Genomic DNA, 16,340 nt, shown 5'->3' with positions numbered 1-16,340 from the left:
TTTTGCTTTAGGGAAAAGCAGATATTGGATATGATAAAGGTTGAGGAGGTAAAAGGATGAATAAAACGATTGAAACAATTTTAAATCACCGTTCGATCAGGTCTTTTACAGATCAGCTCCTGACCGAAGAAGAGGTTCGCCTGCTTGTGGAGAGCGCTCAAAGCGCATCGACGTCCAGCTATATTCAAGCTTATTCAATCATCGGTGTCACCGACCCGGACAAGAAGCGCAAGCTTGCGGAATTGGCCGGAAATCAGCCATATGTTGAAAAAAACGGCCATCTGTTTGTATTTTGCGCAGACCTTTACCGGCATGACAAAATGGCCCGGGAAAAGGGTGTAGATATCACAGCTTCTCTTGAAGGGACGGAGACCTTTATGGTCAGCGTCATCGATGCAGCTCTTGCCGCTCAAAATATGTCAATAGCGGCCGAATCAATGGGCCTCGGCATCTGCTATATCGGCGGGATTCGCAATAACTTGAACGAAGTCTCCGGGCTTCTGGAAACACCTGAATACGTTCTGCCGCTGTTCGGGCTTGTCGTCGGCCATCCGGCCAACCTGTCGGATAAAAAGCCGCGTCTGCCGCTTGATCACATTTATCATGAAAATGCCTATCAAGCGGACGATGCCGAGTTTAAAAAACATATGTCCGCATATGACGAAACGATTTCAAACTATTATCAAAAGCGGACAGACGGCAAACGGTCTGACAAATGGACAGACCAGATCACCGGCAGCCTCAAAAAGCCGCCGCGTGCGTATATGAATGAATTCGTTAAAGGAAAAGGTTTGAACAAAAGGTAAGGAACGTCCCCTCCGACTCGGAGGGGACTTATCTTGTCAGCATGTATTGAAGGAAAAGATAAAACATCAGCCAAAAGGGAAGACTGAAAAGGATTCCGAATAAACAGCCTTTTGCAAAGCGTTCTTCTACGACTGGCGGGTGCGTTTTTTGCTTCGTCTCATTCATCAGTATTATGAGCTCCTTTAGGTTTATCCATGATACTATTATTTCTTTTTGCGCAGGAAAAGTAAACGAAGATTTGGGGTGGAAAAGATGTTGTCATTAAGCATACTTGATCAGACTCCGGTTTCTGAAGGAAGCACACCTGAACAGGCTTTACAGCATACGGTGGAGCTTGCGCAAGCGGCGGAGCGGCTCGGATACAAGAGATTTTGGGTTTCTGAGCACCATTTTTCAAGGAACTTGGCAGGGTCAAGTCCGGAGGTTCTGATCGGTTATCTTGCGGCTAAAACAGAGAAGATCCGTATAGGATCCGGCGGCGTCATGCTTCCCCATTACAGCGCCTACAAGGTGGCAGAAAACTTCCGCGTCTTGGAAGGACTTGCGCCCGGCAGGATTGATCTCGGTGTCGGACGTGCTCCGGGAGGGATGCCGATCGCTTCCATGGCTCTTCAAAATGGAGGAAGACGGATGACTGACCAATATCCCGAACAAATTCAGGATCTCGTCACATATTTACACGATCAAGCCGATGAACACCACCGCTTTCCCAACTTGACCGCATCGCCGAACGTGGCCGCAGCGCCCGCTGTCTGGCTGCTCGGCTCCTCAGGGGAAAGCGCGAGGCTTGCCGCCCAAACAGGGGCATCGTATACATTTGCCCAATTTATTAACGGCGAAGGCGGAGAAGAGGCGGCCAGACTTTACAAAGAGAGGTTCGAACCTTCTGTATTGGGTGAACAGCCAAACGTGATCATTGCTGTATTTGTGATTTGCGCTGAGACAGAAGAGAAAGCGGAGAACCTTGCAAAAAGCTTGGATTTCTCTTTATTAGCCAATGAACAGGGGATAGTGACCGAAGGCTTTCCATCATTGGTAACGGCGCTGTCATATCAATATTCTCCTTATGAAAGAAAGAGAGTGGAAGACAATCGAAAACGGATGGTCATCGGGACGCCGCGGCAGGTGAAGGAACAGCTGCTTGAACTGGCCGGCGCTTACGGAACGGATGAAATCATGGCGGTGACGATCACCCACGATTTTCAAGACAGGCTGGAATCTTACCGGCTGCTGGCCGAAGCGTTTCATCAGTCAATTTAACGTTTTTGCTGAAAAAAATCGAGAAAATGGCGGATCGGGAAAAGAATAAACAGAATGCATATGTATAAAGCGGTAAACAGCCAGCTGAGCGGAACGAGGATGACGGTATCGACGGTTTGCTCCGTTGCTTTTTGAAAAGGCTTGGGCTCGCGCTTCTGCAGGTTGACGGCGAAGTACAAAATCGTGAAAAATATAAAGCAGACAATAAGGAAGGATAAGCCGAATAATACGATAAAAGAAAGCATATATACGATGTCCTCCGATTGCTTTTTTCACGTTTTGAAGAGAAGGGAGAGCTTCTCCTGAACGCATTATCCGTATTTTAACATATAAAAGCCTTGTTGAGTGGTTCTCAACAAGGCTTGTCATTATTCGACGATAAAAGGGTCTTCCGTCAGAATGTAGCTTGATTTTCCTTTGGCGGACGCATAGGCTAGCATATAGTATTTTCCGGACTTAAGGGTTGCGGCGTCATTGATTTTGCCGTTCCATTGATAAGATTGATAGCCTTTGCCTTGGTTTTTATAAACGCCGGCCTGCCCGAGAAGGTTCAGATTTTCATCATAGACGAGAAATGCGAGCTCTTCAGCCCCGCCCGGCAGGTAGGCTTCGATCGTGTAAGCACCCTGCTTTGCCCCCGGTTCAACCGTTACGGATGTGACGCGCGGGTAGTCAGGCTCTTTGACGATCAACAGGAGCGGAATTTCGGCGACTTTTCTGCCTCCTTCACGGACGTAAACCGTGCCTTCATATGTGCCTGCTTTCGTTTTGGCGGAATTGACGGTTACTTTTGCCGTTGCTTTACCTGTTTGATGGGCCGGTACCACGACTCGTTCCGTTCCTGATACCGTGATGCCCGCTCCTTTAAAGGAGTATTCGAGCTGATAGGCTTTTCTGAATGAAGAAAGGTTTTCAATTGTGAACGCTTGTTTTTTCGTTTGTTTTCCTTTGTCTTTCAGGAACGTTCCGTATGAGTGGCTGCCCGGCGTTACAATTGATGAAGCATGAAGGGCCTCGATGATGCGGATGCTGCCCGCTCCTTGCGTATTGTGAGGGAGAGGCTTTCCGTTTTCATCCGTCAATTTTTCCGCCGTATTCATCAGCACGCCTTTGATTTGCTCTGGCGTCCAATCCGGTTTGGCCTGCTTTAATAGGGCTGCCGTTCCCGCGACATGCGGGGAAGCCATGCTTGTACCCTGCTTTGAACCGTAACCGTGAGGGTTTTTCGGATCGTGGGTCGGAATGGTGCTGACGATATTGACGCCTGGCGCTGAAACGTCAGGTTTAATCATCCATGTATCCATGACAGGTCCGCGCGACGAGAAGGAGGCAATCGTTTCCCCGAGCTTTTTGTCCAATTTGAAAGAAAAGACAGCAGAGCGTTCCCCTTCTTTGATCTGCTGAACAAGCTTTTCACCCTCTTCTTTCGACAATTTGACAGTCGGTACGGCCATCCCCATAACGTTGGCCTCGATTTCCCCTGTTACATTATTGTAAATCACGGCTCCGACAGCGCCGGCGTTTTTGGCGTTTTCGGCCTTATCCACAAATGGAATGACGCCTCTCTGGATAACCGCTACTTTTCCTTTCACATCTTTGCCTTTGAAATCGTCAGCTTGTCCGATGCCGGTTTCAACAAGTTCCACGTCTTGACCGTTCAAAGCTTCAAGATCTTTTTCCTCCTGGTATCCCATCACTTTTGCTGACGAATACGAAGGAAGCGTCACAGAATATTCATTATATGGAAGCTGCGAGGCGCCGACGGAAATCGCATCCCTTGAAGTTCCCGGCGAGCCGACCGTCCAGTTTTCCGGTCCGCTGTTTCCGTTTGACGTAACGGCGACAACTCCTTCGGCCATCGCCCAGTCCAGTGCGATGCTTGTTGCATAATCAGGGCTGTTCAGTGAATTGCCCAATGAGAGGTTCATCACTTTTGCTCCGTCCGCGACGGCTTTTTCAATGCCTGCAATCACGTTCTCGGTTGTTCCTGAGCCGCCGGGGCCGAGCACACGGTAAGCAAGAAGCGTTGCTTCAGGCGCCACCCCTTTAATCTGACCGTTCGCGGCGATGGTCCCCGCAACATGGGTGCCGTGATCAGTCGCTTCTCCGCGCGGGTCGCCTGCCGGTGTTTCTTGTGGATCATAGTCATTATCCACAAAGTCATACCCCTTATATGGGCCGAAATTTTTCTTTAAGTCAGGATGTGTGTAATCCACACCCGTGTCAATGACAGCTACCTTAATGCCTTTACCGGTATAGCCTGATTTCCATGCCTGATCTGCTCCGATGTACGGTGCACTTTTATCCATCTGTGGATAAATGGCATCCGCTGCAAGTGTCACGTCTTTTCCTTTTATGCTGTCAGGTTTGTAAGCTGCGTTCGGATAAACCGCCTTTACTTCCTTGACGGCGAGCAGCTTCGGAATTTCACTGGCCGGCAGTTTCATTGAAAAACCCGAAAATACACGGTCGTATTCGCGGTTTATTTTCGCTTTTTTGAGTGTTTTCAGCGCACTGTTTTTCGCTTTGCTGCGAGCGGTTTTTAAAGAAGCTTTCGTTTGCTTTTCCCCATCCGCTTTTGCTTCGGCAAGCGACTTTTCTTTCAGCTCCACAATAACTGTTGTCTGTTTATCAGACGTCACATCAATATCACCGTAGATTTCAGCTTTCTCAAGTTCAGGCGACTTTTGATCGGGAACGGATGTTGCCTGCACTCCGGTGAGGAATGTGGATAACGAAAATAATAGAATAAAAGCCATAACGAAATAGCGCATGATACTTTTTCTCAATCTGTTTTCCCCCTTACGGATAAATGGTTTCTTTGTAATCCTTAGAGTTTCGAACTTTTAAAATATTCTCTCAGTTTCAAAAAAATCCTTCTATATATAGAAATAATTTTCAAAGATTCAATGTATTGGAGTGGATGTCTTTAGATTTATGCACAATTTACTGTGTATAAGTGAATAAACTTGTGTATAGATATTGTAGGGAATATACGTTCTTATACTAAATGTTGAATAAATATGTGGATATGTGGATATACCCTGTGGGTAATATGTGTTTATCCTTAGGATAAGCTGTGAGTAAGTTACATTCATGGTTTGTTTCCGTTGAATCATGCGTTTCCATCAGTTTTCAACAAAACTTCTAAAAACTAGAATCATTTTGCACACACATTGTGACAAACATTTTCATTTTGCTGGGATAAGATAGAGCAAGAAAGTTTAATAGAGTTGCTAGTTTTACCACAACGAAACTGGAGGGGATCGGTATGAAAGGTTTGATATCATTTTTAAAATTATGGACGGCCGTGCTGCTGAATGCGGTGGTGCCTGTCAGAGAGACTCAAATGAAGGTGATGGCGTTCGCCGGCGGTACATATCAGGCTGCCGATGCTTATCAGGCAGGCGGCTTTTCGGAAAAAAGAGAAGAATCAACAGAGCGGATGTCGGGCTGTAAGAGAGCGATGCCCGGCAGTTTTACGACAGAACCCGACCGGGCTGTTTGCCAAAAAGCGGTGAAGAGGGTAAGAGCCGGACCAACTCTTTACACGGGAACTTAAACAAGGTAAAATCCCACTCATAACGGGAAGTGGGTGACGGCTTTGAAAATCTATAAAGTATTGAACAACAATGCAGCAATCATAAAGGAGGATGGTCAAGAAAAAATTGTCATGGGGCCTGGTATCGCTTTTCAAAAAGGCAAAAACGATACCATTCCAAGAAACAAGGTAGAAAAAATTTTTACCATTCATGAAGAAAATGAAAAGTTTAAACAAATCCTCGAAACACTTCCGGAAGAACATATTGAAGCTGCCGAAGAGATCATCAGCTATGCGGAAGGGCGGCTGTCCGCACCGTTGAGTGATCATATCCACATCGCCCTTGTGGATCATTTGTCATTTGCGATCGAGCGAGTCCGCAAAGGATTCGTCATTCAAAATAAATTATTAAATGAAATCAAAGCGCTTTATAAAAAAGAATATGAGATCGGACTCTGGGCAATCGATTTGGTCAAAGAAAAATTGAAAGTCGAATTGCCTGATGATGAAGCGGGTTATATTGCGCTGCATATTCATACCGCAAAAATGGATGCGGAAAACATGCAGAAGACGCTTAAATACACGAACATCATCAAAGAATTGATAGAAAAAATCGAATGCTGTTTCAATCAGAAGATTGACGAAAACAGCATCTCATATCAGCGTCTTGTCACGCATCTCAGGTATGCCATCAACAGGCTGGAATCAAATGAAGCGTTTCATGTCATGGACGATGACATGCTTTATTTCATCCGGAAAAAGTATTCTGAAAGCTACCAGTGTGCGGCAGGGCTGGCGGATTACGTGAAAACTGAATATGATCTTCATCTTCCGGAATCGGAAGTCGGATATATTACGCTGCATGTCCAGCGTTTAAATGATTCCTATAGGTAATACCGCCTGATAACGCGCGATCAGGCTTTTTTTAGGTCGATTTTCACAGAAAATAAAAAAGTAGTTGACGAAAGCGTTATCACATAATAAAATGAAAGCGTATTAAAAAATAAATACCGGGGATTGTGACTGGTAAAGCAGGCAAGACCTAAAATTTGCTAGATGAATGGGGAGAATCTATCCGCCATTCGTTGGTGAATTTTAGGTCTTTTCTGCTTTTTTTTTAAAAAAAAGGAGGAGTCATCATGAATCACAAAGAAATCGCCGTACGTCTTATACAGCTTCTTGGCGGAGAAGATAATGTCATCAGTGCAGCTCATTGTGCGACAAGGCTTCGTTTGGTGATCAAGGACGAAGCGAAAATCGACCAGGAAAAGGTCGAAGAGCTGGAAGGTGTAAAAGGAGCCTTTTCGAGCTCTGGCCAATACCAGATTATTTTCGGAACAGGACTTGTTAATAAAGTGTATGAACAGTTTGCCAAAGAGCTGAATCTTGACCAAAAGGAAACGGTTCAGCACAGCGATGCCGCAAAGGGAAAAATGAATCCTTTAGCGCGATTCGCGAAAACGCTGTCAAATATTTTCGTGCCCATCATCCCGGCCATTGTTGCAAGCGGTTTATTAATGGGGCTGTTGGGGATGATGAAGGCATTTCAGTGGGTCGATCCTGATGCAGCGCTGTATAAAATGCTTGATATGTTCTCAAGCGCGGCATTTATTATCCTTCCGATCTTGATCGGTGTCAGTGCTGCGAAAGAATTTGGCAGCAATCCTTACCTGGGGGCTGTACTTGGAGGTATTTTAATTCACCCGAGCTTGTTCAATCCTTGGGGACTGGCAACTGCATCTCCGGATGTGATGAACTTTTACGGGCTCAAAATTGAGATGCTGGGCTATCAAGGAACCGTTGTTCCAATTTTGCTTGCCGTGTATGTGATGAGTAAAATCGAAAAAGGCGTAAGAAAAATTGTTCCAAACGCGATCGATCTTTTAGTGACACCGTTTGTCACGATTATTTCAACGGGATTTATTGCCTTTATCGCAATCGGTCCTTTAGGAAGAATGCTTGGTACAGGGATCACGAACGTTTTAACTTATGTGTATGATCTTGCCGGACCTGTTGCCGGACTGATTTTCGGAGGAACATACTCGCTGATCGTTTTAACTGGTGTTCACCACAGTTTCCACGCGATTGAGGCCGGCCTTATCGCTGATATCGGCAGGAACTACCTGCTTCCGATCTGGTCTATGTCCAATGTCGCCCAAGGCGGGGCCGGACTTGCCGTATTCTTTTTGGCAAAGCGCGCAAAAACAAAAGAAATCGCTTTACCTGCTGCTTTCTCTTCTTTTCTCGGCATTACCGAACCTGTTATTTTCGGTGTTAACCTCCGTTACCGCAAGCCGTTTATCGCGGCAATGGCCGGTGGAGCGCTCGGTGCTGCATACGTTGTCTTTATGAATGTTGCGGCAAACGCCTACGGTTTGACGGGAATACCGATGATTGCGATTGTTGCCCCGCTTGGAATGGGCAACCTGATCCATTATTTAATCGGAATGGCGATCTCTGTGTCTGTCGCGTTTATCACAGCCTTTATCTTAGGAATTAATGAAGACGAGAAAAAGTGACGGAAGGAGGGGAAAACGATGAATCAAGATCAGGAGCTTCGTCAAAAGGCAATAAACCGGGTTGAAGAATACCGGGATATTGTAAATCTTGATCCCTATCGGCTGCATTATCACATCATGCCTCCTGTCGGACTGCTGAATGATCCGAACGGATTCATTCAGTGGAAGGGAGTTTACCATCTTTTTTATCAGTGGATGCCTTTTAAAACGGGGCACGGTGCAAAGCTGTGGGGGCACTACTCTTCAACAGATCTCGTGAACTGGCGGCATGAAGAGATCGCCCTCACGCCGAGCGACTGGTTTGATAAAAACGGCTGTTATTCAGGAAGCGCGATCGCTGAAAATAATGTGCTCCACCTGTTTTATACGGGGAATGTCAGAGATGACGAGGGAAATAGGGAGACCTATCAATGTCTCGCCGTCTCGAAAGACGGCATCTCGTTTGAAAAACAGGGGGTTGTTGCAAGGCTTCCGAAAGGATACACGGCTCATTTCCGCGATCCGAAAGTATGGAAAAAGAGTGGCAGCTGGTACATGGTGCTCGGCGCCCAGACTGAAAAACTTGAGGGCAGAGCCGTTCTGTTTCAATCGGATAATTTGAAAGACTGGCAGTTCCTTGGCGACATCACAGGTTCAAATACAGATCAGCTCGGGGAATTCGGCTATATGTGGGAATGCCCTGACATGTTCGAACTAAACGGCAAAGACGTCTTAATTGTCTGTCCGCAAGGCCTTGAAGCAAAAGAGATGCGCTACCAAAACGTCTATCAGTCAGGTTATTTTGTCGGTGAATTGAACGAGCAGAAACCGGGTTTTACACACGGAGACTTTGAAGAGCTTGACCGCGGCTTTGATTTTTATGCGCCGCAGACGACAAAAGACGAATCAGGCCGGAGGATACTGGTTGCCTGGATGGGTGTTCCGGACCAGGATGAACAGAGCCAGCCGACGATTCAGCATCAATGGGTGCACTGTATGACATTGCCGAGGGAATTGCATTTGCAAAACGATAAAATCGTTCAAAAACCGGTCGCGGAGCTTAGAACGCTCCGCCAAAACGAAAAACGCGCAGCAATATCACTTAATCAAGGCACCGAAAAACTGGACATTGTTCAACCGGACAAAACCGAGCTTTTCATCAGCCCGCAACTTATTGAAGACAGCTTTGAGATTTCCTTCAGGGGTGCCGCGCGACTCATTTACAATAAAGCTGACGGCATCATAACTTTGGAAAGAAACAGCTATGTTGATGAAAGAACGGAAGCCAGACATTGTCGTTTGCATGAGCTCCGCGATTTAAACATCTTTTTAGACGCGTCTGCGATTGAAATCTTCGTCAATGGGGGAGAGGAAGTCTTTACGGCAAGATATTTTCCTTACCCGGGAAATAATGATGTTTGGATCGGTGCCAGAAAAGAAATCATAGTGAATGTAACATCCTGGACGGTCGCATAAAGGGAGCGGGTGCGGTTTGCTATTTTCTGTACAATCCCTTTATGATATGCTTTTTTTAGAGAGAGTGCAGTGAAAAAGGGGTTGTTTTTTTGGATCAAAACCAGCAGAAGTTGACAGCTGTGCGTTTGAAAAAAATAGCGGATCATATTGAGGATACGAGAGAGGAATACAATGGTTTGCTCCTTCAGATGAAGAAGCTGATCGGCGGTATTGAAGATAAAACAATTCCGGATGATGAAGAAATACAAAAGAAACTTCAAGACACTTATGAACAAATGAAAGAATATGCTCTTTTTGTGGAATCGATCGAGACTTTCTTAAGATCATCTGCAAGAACGATCAAACGCGAAAGCTAAATAAAAGCCAGCCCCTTTTAATGGGGCTGGCTTTTATTTGCCGCTGAGCCGTAAAGCGGAGTGCTTCGTCGGCCCGACGTATTGATTCAAACGGAATGATTCGCGGATGGCTTCCGTAATAAATGTTTTTGCAGAATAAACGGCTTCTTTTACATTTGAACCTTTGGCGAGTTCAGCCGTAATCGCTGCGGAATAGGTGCAGCCCGCCCCGTGCGTGTATGGAGTTTCAATTCTTTCTCCTTCGATGACTTCTGCATCCCGGCCGTCAAATAGTACATCTACCGCTTTTTCGTGATTCAGTTTGCCTCCTCCTGTAATGAGGACGTGTTCAGCGCCGAGGCCGTGAATGACTTTTGCCGCTTCCTTCATTTGCTCAACCGTTTTAATTTCTCCAAGTCCGCTGAGCTGGCCGGCTTCAAAAAGGTTTGGCGTAATGACCGTGGCAAGCGGAGCCAAAAGCTCTCTTAAAGCCTTTGCGTGTTCGGGATACAGCACTTCATTTGCTCCTTTACATACCATAACGGGATCAATGACGACATTTTTCATGCTGTGCTTCTTGATTGTGTCTGCCGCCAATTCAATGATATCAACGGTCGGAAGCATGCCCGTTTTCATCGCATCTACCCCGATGCCGTCCACAATCGTCGACAGCTGGGCGCGGATGACTTCTGTATCAACTGGGAATACCTGGTGATCCCAGTTGTTCTCAGGATCCATGGCGACAACAACCGTAAGGGCCGTCATTCCATAGACGTTCTTTTCTTGGAACGTTTTTAAGTCCGCCTGAATGCCGGCGCCTCCGCTTGAGTCAGAGCCGGCGATTGTCAGTGCTTTGTGCATTGTCATGTTCAGTCAATCCTCCACGATAAGAGATTCCATCCAAAGTTGGTTTATTACTTATTATAGACAGCTTTTCGCAAGATCACAATGAAATGGCTGCCGCTTTATAGTGCAGCGGTCCTCTGCCAAATTTCGTGAATGGATTGGCATAAAAAACCAAACCATCTTTTGATCCATGTGAAATTATTCGCATTATGATTTAATATGTTTAGAATGAAATAAGAAGGAGCGTATATCACAAATATGAACATATCTATCGTAGTTGTCACGCACAACCGGGTCACCGCTTTGTGCGAATTGCTTGAATCCATTACAAAACAGTCTGTTGCACCGTTTGAAGTCATTATTGTTAATGATGCCGGGGAGAGCGTCGACTTTGTTGAGCGCCTTTATTCAGACCTTCCGATCAGAGTTATCCATCTGAAAGAAAACGTGAAGCATGTAAAAGCGAGAAATATAGGGGTGAAAGAAGCTTCCGGAGATGTTATTATGCTGTGTGATGATGATGATTTTTTCACTCCGTGCCATATGGAAAGAATGTTGAATGCGCTGGAGACCGCCGATTTTGTTTATTCGGATGCTGAGATTGTGTCTTTCGAAGAAAAAGAGGATAAAAGAATTCCGACAAGCCGTTATCTTTTTGCGTATTCCTTTAACTTGGATGAAATGAGGAAGTTTTCTACATATGTTCCTTCAGGGAGTATGTACAAACGGTCTCTTCATGACGAGATCGGCTATTTTGATCCTGCTGTCCACAATTATTGGGATTGGGACTTTTTCCTGAGAGCAGCTGAGCGCTTTCGCGTGAAAAGGGTTCCTTTTGCAAGCGTCATCTATGCGTTTTCAGATCAGGGTGACAACCAATCCGGAGATCTTGGCGGAATGAGACAGTATTATTTGGATGTCTTGAGTGAAAAGCATCAGCTTGGCAAGCTTCCGACAAAGAACTTTTTCGTACTTCTCGAAGAACCTGCTATGAAAAAAAGGGAAGCGGAAAGCGAAATCGTCTGGGACGGAAAACCGGTCGCATCCAGGCTTTCCGCTGCAAGGCAATTGAGTTAAGGAGGCCTGAACATTGAAACAGATTTTGAATGACAGCTGGTGGCAGCAGCTGAAGGACGAGTTTAATAAGCCTTACTATCAAGAACTGAGGGAAATGCTGAAAAGGGAGTATGCAGAGCACACCGTATATCCTGAACCGAACGATATATACAATGCTTTGCATTATACTTCCTATGAAAATGTTAAAGTCGTGATTCTCGGCCAGGATCCGTATCATGGCCCGGGGCAGGCCCATGGCTTAAGCTTTTCCGTACAACCCGGTGTCAATCCGCCGCCTTCTTTGAAAAATATCTTTATAGAATTGCAGAATGACATTGGCGCCGACATCCCTAATCACGGTTCTCTCGTCAGTTGGGCCAAGCAAGGCGTTCTGCTGCTGAACACCGTTTTGACTGTGAGACGGGGCCAGGCAAATTCGCATAAAGGAAAAGGGTGGGAACAGCTGACAGACAGTATCATAGATGTTTTAAACAAAAGAGATAAGCCGGTCGTTTTTATTCTCTGGGGCCGGCATGCCCAAATGAAAAAAGAGCGAATCGATACATCCAAGCATTTCATTATCCAGTCGCCGCATCCGAGCCCATTCTCGGCTAGAAACGGGTTTTTCGGGAGCAGACCGTTTTCAAGAGCCAATCAGTATTTGGAACAAATCGGTGATGAGCCGATTGATTGGTCCCTTCCGAATCTTTAAAATCGCGAGAACCGCTAAAATAAGCGGTTCTTCGTTTGTCTGGCTCCTATCTACCTGAGAAGTTTTTTGATGATTCGCAGCCCGTTTTTTGATGAAGGGTAACGGAATGAAATGTCAAACAGGTTTGTCTGTTTTAAAACGCTTTTCTCGTGGGAAAACGTCTTAAAGCTGTGATACCCATGGTAACTTCCGATTCCGCTTTCGCCTATGCCGCCGAAGGGGAGGTAAGGTGTGGCTGTGTGCATCAGCGTGTCATTGATGCATCCCCCGCCAAATGAAATCCGGCTGAGGATGTGCTTCTGTACCGGTTTTTCATTCGTAAACAAATAGAGCGCGAGCGGTTTAGGGCGGCTTTGAACCATTTGGATAACGTCTTCGATTGTTTCATAGCCGATGACAGGAAGGAGCGGCCCGAAAATCTCTTCCTGCATGATCGGCGATTCCCAGTCGGGTTCATCGATAATGGCCGGAGCAATTTTAAGTGCGTCTTTTTGATACGTTCCGCCTGTTACGATATTCTCGTTGTGTAAAAAGCGGAGTAACCGTTCGAAATGACGTTCGCTTATGATTTTTCCGTACGCCGGATGGCTTTCCGGCGCTTTTCCGTAAAATGTTTGGATCGATTGCTTCAGAGCGTGCAACAGCCCGCTTTTCACATCTTTGTGTACGAGCAGATAATCAGGCGCAATGCACGTCTGTCCTGCGTTTGTCAGCTTTCCGAAAACAATCCTTTGAGCTGCAAGCTTAAGATCAGCATCCTTGTGCACGATGCAGGGGCTTTTTCCGCCAAGCTCAAGTGTGACTGGAATGAGCTGTTTTGCTGCGGCTTCCATGACGACTTTGCCCACGGGAACACTGCCTGTAAAAAAGATATAGTCAAATTTTTGCCGCAAAAGCTCTTGATTCGTCTCCACCCCGCCCTCAATAACGGATACATATTCGGGGGGAAAGATTTCTTTAAGCATCTTGGATATGACGCTGGATACGGCGGGAGCAAGCTCTGACGGTTTGATGACGGCCGTATTCCCCGCAGCAAGTGCGCCGATCAGAGGCGAAACAGCAAGCTGAAACGGATAGTTCCATGGCACGATGATCAGGACCGTGCCATAAGGCTCCGCAATGACGATGCTTTTTGAACCGATGTGCGAGACGGCCGTTTTGGCCTTTTTCGGCTTGGCCCATTTTTTTAATCGTCTGCTGATGAAGCGGATTTCTTCCAGTACAATGCCGATTTCCGTCATATAGGCTTCGTGCTCTGATTTATTAAGGTCTTTCTGAAGGGCCTCGAGTATGTCCCGTTCATATTTTTTTACAGCATTCTTAAGAATGTTGAGCTGTTCCAGACGATTTTCAACAGCGAGTGTTGCCCCGCTTAAAAAATATCGCTTTTGCTCGGTAACGGTCGTTTCGATGGAGGGTGTACGTTCTGCCATTCCCTGATTCCTTTCGCTTTTAGAAATTCGAGTGAAGTTTTTTTTCATTATGTGTGACAGCCTTTTCAGCTGTCAACTTTTAGCCGTAATAAATCGGCGTTTTCCACCTGCGTTTGCCTGCAGATATCTTTTTTAAAAGTGCAAAAGGTGATATTTCACAGCAGGAGAGGCAATTTTTCGCAATGGATATTTGCAAAGTGCATTCGGCACGGGAGAAGTTAATTTGGTAAAATGAAATGGAAACTGAAAACGGTTTGGAGGATCGATTTGATGAACATACATATATCAAGTTTGCTGCAGAAGATGGAGGACGAATTGAAAAAAGCAAAGGAATGCAGCCAGGAAAATGAATTGAAAATGCACATCGCGGTTATCCGCTCCCTTTGCGACGTCATTGTTGAACCGCAGCAGCGGCCGTCCGTCCAGTCTTCACCCTATGTTCAAACGGCCAATAAACCATCGAGCGACCAGCTGATGCTAGAAAAAATGATGGGGAGCGCCGGTGCTGAACAATACAAAAAACAAGAGAAACAAAAGCACGAAGATGACGGCAACGGAGATTCTATTTTTGATTTCTAGGCGCCGTCGGCTGTTTTAAAAAAGAGAGGTTGATCAACTTGAAACTGCTTTTTGGGGCTTTACAATGGACGGCATTTATTATTGCGGCCGCAATCGTGGTGCCCATTGCAATCGGGCAGTCATTCGGGCTGAACCAGGCAGAGACCGCAGGGCTGGTTCAAAGCACTTTTTTCGTGCTCGGCACAACGGCTTTTATCCAATGTTTATTGGGACACCGCCTGCCGATTAATGAGAGTCCGGCCGGCCTCTGGTGGGGCGTGTACACGATTTATTCCGGTCTTACAGGGACCGTATTTGCGACTCATATTGAAACGCTTCAGGGGCTGCAGGGAGCGATGCTGCTAAGCGCGGTTTTCTTCTTTATTTTTAGTTTATTTAAAGTTATTGATAAGCTGGCTGTGATGTTTACTCCTGTTGTGACGGGCATTTATTTACTGCTGCTGGTCATCCAGCTTAGCGATCCGATCGTTAAAGGTGTCATGGGGATCGGCTACCGGAAAAACGAGGTCGATATACCCGTGTTTTTGCTGGCGGTTGTGGTCATGCTGGCTACGTTTCTGATGAGCCGGTCAAACATTCCGGTTCTCAAGCAATATTCAATTTTAATTGCGCTTTTCGGCGGCTGGGTCTTATTTGCCGTATTCGGCGTGGCGAAGGCGCCTGAGCATGCGAACCAGCTGTTCCGCCTTCCGGATATTTTTCCGTTCGGAATGCCGCTGTTTGACAGCGGATTAGTCGTTACTTCGCTATTTATTACAGTATTGTTAATCGTCAATATGCTCGCCAGCATACGGGTGGTTGAAGGAGCGGTCAGACAGTTTGAGAAGCTGGAGGAGAGGAGGCGGGCACGTCCTGCCGGATTTATCGCCTCCGTCAGCCATTTGCTGAGCGGATTGCTCGGAGCTGTAGGCACGGTGCCGATATCCGGGGCGGCCGGGTTTATTCAAACGACGAGAATGTCTTCGAAAAAACCGTTTTTGCTCGGGAGTTTGATCGTGATCGTCATCAGCTTTTTCCCGCTGGTCATGAATACTTTTGCCAGCCTGCCGTCTCCGGTCGGCTTTGCGGTGAACTTCGTCGTGTTTTCAACGATGGTCGGCCTGGCATTTGCCGAATTCGATTCTTATGAAAAGGACGAGGCAGGCCGCATCCGTTTTGTTACCGGGATTGCGCTCCTTGCCGGCGTGGGGGTCATGTTTGTACCTGAAAGTGCTTTGGAAGGAATGCATCCTGTTTTTGTTTCCATTTTAAGCAATGGGCTTGTCCTTGGAACAATTGTAGCGATTGCTGCGGAACAGATGCAGCTACGGAAAAAGAAATTTGACAATATCGTGTCATGAGATGTGCAAACGTTGAAATTAAAGGCGTGTGCGCTATGATGATAAAAGAAAGGCGGGCGATTTGATCGTGAAATTATTTTTAATTTTAGGTGCTGTCAATGCGATGCTTGCAGTTGCTTTAGGGGCGTTCGGAGCTCATGGTCTTGAAGGGAAAATTCCCGAGAAATATTTGCAAATCTGGCAGACCGGCGTCCAGTATCATATGTATCATGCGCTCGGTTTAATTGCCGTCGCGCTCATCGCATCAAAGCTTACAGATGCGGGAAGCGTAACTGCGGCAGGTTGGCTGATGTTTGCAGGAATCGTTTTATTTTCAGGAAGTTTATATGTCCTCAGCCTTACGCAAATCAGCGTCCTCGGTGCGATTACTCCGCTGGGCGGCGTGGCGTTTATTGCCGCATGGATCATGGTTGTTGTATCAGCTGTTAAATACTTGTAGCTTACTAAAAAGCCAATC

The 16,340-nt window shown here is 46.3% G+C and carries 17 protein-coding genes; 12 read left to right on the top strand and 5 right to left on the bottom strand.

What is annotated here, in order from left to right; translation table 11 throughout:
- Positions 1-56 precede the first annotated feature (56 nt).
- Positions 57-806: an oxygen-insensitive NADPH nitroreductase gene (gene nfsA, locus MHB72_RS20635; protein ID WP_216919293.1), complete on the top strand. Its 750-nt coding sequence runs from the start codon at positions 57-59 to the stop codon at positions 804-806.
- 28 nt (positions 807-834) lie between these two features.
- Here nfsA and MHB72_RS20630 read toward each other — a convergent pair whose 3' ends face one another.
- Positions 835-972, bottom strand: coding sequence for a hypothetical protein (locus tag MHB72_RS20630; protein WP_023857015.1), 138 nt, complete (start codon positions 970-972; stop codon positions 835-837).
- A gap of 87 nt (positions 973-1,059) precedes the next feature.
- On the opposite strand from MHB72_RS20630, the gene MHB72_RS20625 reads away from it, so the two are divergent.
- Positions 1,060-2,067: an LLM class flavin-dependent oxidoreductase gene (locus MHB72_RS20625; protein ID WP_216919295.1), complete on the top strand. Its 1,008-nt coding sequence runs from the start codon at positions 1,060-1,062 to the stop codon at positions 2,065-2,067.
- On the opposite strand, the gene MHB72_RS20620 is transcribed toward MHB72_RS20625, so the two are convergent.
- Together MHB72_RS20620 and MHB72_RS20615 are read right to left on the bottom strand one after the other, a co-directional pair.
- Positions 2,064-2,312: a hypothetical protein gene (locus MHB72_RS20620; protein WP_023857017.1), complete on the bottom strand. Its 249-nt coding sequence runs from the start codon at positions 2,310-2,312 to the stop codon at positions 2,064-2,066. The genes MHB72_RS20625 and MHB72_RS20620 overlap by 4 nt on opposite strands.
- Positions 2,313-2,435: 123 nt before the next feature.
- The gene (locus tag MHB72_RS20615) at positions 2,436-4,856 is read right to left on the bottom strand and encodes a S8 family peptidase (protein ID WP_216919297.1); all 2,421 of its coding nucleotides are present in this window, start codon (positions 4,854-4,856) and stop codon (positions 2,436-2,438) included.
- Between the two features lie 482 nt (positions 4,857-5,338).
- Here MHB72_RS20615 and MHB72_RS20610 point away from each other — a divergent pair, with 482 nt between their 5' ends.
- The 5 genes from MHB72_RS20610 (at position 5,339) to MHB72_RS20590 (ending at position 9,938) form a co-directional block, all read left to right on the top strand.
- Entirely contained in the window at positions 5,339-5,629 is a 291-nt protein-coding gene (locus MHB72_RS20610; protein ID WP_216919300.1) for a hypothetical protein, read from the top strand.
- A 42-nt stretch (positions 5,630-5,671) separates the two neighbouring features.
- Positions 5,672-6,502 carry a PRD domain-containing protein gene (locus tag MHB72_RS20605; protein WP_216919302.1) on the top strand — a complete coding sequence of 277 codons (831 nt, stop codon included), beginning with the start codon at positions 5,672-5,674 and terminating at the stop codon, positions 6,500-6,502.
- 245 nt (positions 6,503-6,747) lie between these two features.
- Complete coding sequence (locus MHB72_RS20600) at positions 6,748-8,127, top strand: sucrose-specific PTS transporter subunit IIBC (protein ID WP_023857021.1); 1,380 nt, start codon at positions 6,748-6,750, stop codon at positions 8,125-8,127.
- Between the two features lie 18 nt (positions 8,128-8,145).
- A complete protein-coding gene (locus MHB72_RS20595; RefSeq protein WP_145929965.1) occupies positions 8,146-9,582 on the top strand; it encodes a sucrose-6-phosphate hydrolase in 1,437 nt (478 codons plus the stop codon).
- 89 nt (positions 9,583-9,671) lie between these two features.
- A complete protein-coding gene (locus MHB72_RS20590; RefSeq protein WP_023857023.1) occupies positions 9,672-9,938 on the top strand; it encodes a hypothetical protein in 267 nt (88 codons plus the stop codon).
- A gap of 33 nt (positions 9,939-9,971) precedes the next feature.
- Here MHB72_RS20590 and MHB72_RS20585 read toward each other — a convergent pair whose 3' ends face one another.
- The gene (locus MHB72_RS20585; RefSeq protein WP_216919304.1) at positions 9,972-10,784 is read right to left on the bottom strand and encodes a bifunctional hydroxymethylpyrimidine kinase/phosphomethylpyrimidine kinase; all 813 of its coding nucleotides are present in this window, start codon (positions 10,782-10,784) and stop codon (positions 9,972-9,974) included.
- 237 nt (positions 10,785-11,021) lie between these two features.
- Between MHB72_RS20585 and MHB72_RS20580 the strand changes: the two genes are divergently transcribed.
- Entirely contained in the window at positions 11,022-11,840 is an 819-nt protein-coding gene (locus MHB72_RS20580) for a glycosyltransferase family 2 protein (protein ID WP_020453338.1), read from the top strand.
- A gap of 13 nt (positions 11,841-11,853) precedes the next feature.
- Complete coding sequence (locus MHB72_RS20575) at positions 11,854-12,531, top strand: uracil-DNA glycosylase (RefSeq protein WP_020453337.1); 678 nt, start codon at positions 11,854-11,856, stop codon at positions 12,529-12,531.
- Positions 12,532-12,581: 50 nt separating this feature from the next.
- On the opposite strand, the gene MHB72_RS20570 is transcribed toward MHB72_RS20575, so the two are convergent.
- The gene (locus tag MHB72_RS20570) at positions 12,582-13,964 is read right to left on the bottom strand and encodes an aldehyde dehydrogenase (RefSeq protein ID WP_216919305.1); all 1,383 of its coding nucleotides are present in this window, start codon (positions 13,962-13,964) and stop codon (positions 12,582-12,584) included.
- 270 nt (positions 13,965-14,234) lie between these two features.
- Between MHB72_RS20570 and MHB72_RS20565 the strand changes: the two genes are divergently transcribed.
- The 3 genes from MHB72_RS20565 to MHB72_RS20555 all read left to right on the top strand — a co-directional run bounded on the left by MHB72_RS20565 (position 14,235) and on the right by MHB72_RS20555 (position 16,322).
- Positions 14,235-14,543, top strand: a complete 309-nt coding sequence (locus tag MHB72_RS20565) for a YwdI family protein (RefSeq protein ID WP_023857026.1) — start codon at positions 14,235-14,237, stop codon at positions 14,541-14,543.
- 38 nt (positions 14,544-14,581) lie between these two features.
- Positions 14,582-15,883: a purine/pyrimidine permease gene (locus tag MHB72_RS20560; RefSeq protein WP_023857027.1), complete on the top strand. Its 1,302-nt coding sequence runs from the start codon at positions 14,582-14,584 to the stop codon at positions 15,881-15,883.
- A gap of 67 nt (positions 15,884-15,950) precedes the next feature.
- Complete coding sequence (locus MHB72_RS20555; RefSeq protein ID WP_025810614.1) at positions 15,951-16,322, top strand: DUF423 domain-containing protein; 372 nt, start codon at positions 15,951-15,953, stop codon at positions 16,320-16,322.
- The last annotated feature ends 18 nt before the right edge of the window (positions 16,323-16,340 follow it).

It is taken from the genome of Bacillus sp. FSL K6-1284, from assembly GCF_038002625.1.
Lineage (GTDB): Bacteria > Bacillota > Bacilli > Bacillales > Bacillaceae > Bacillus > Bacillus paralicheniformis.
The sequence above is the reverse complement of the archived record's forward strand: the minus strand, read 5'-3'. Positions and strand labels throughout refer to the sequence as shown.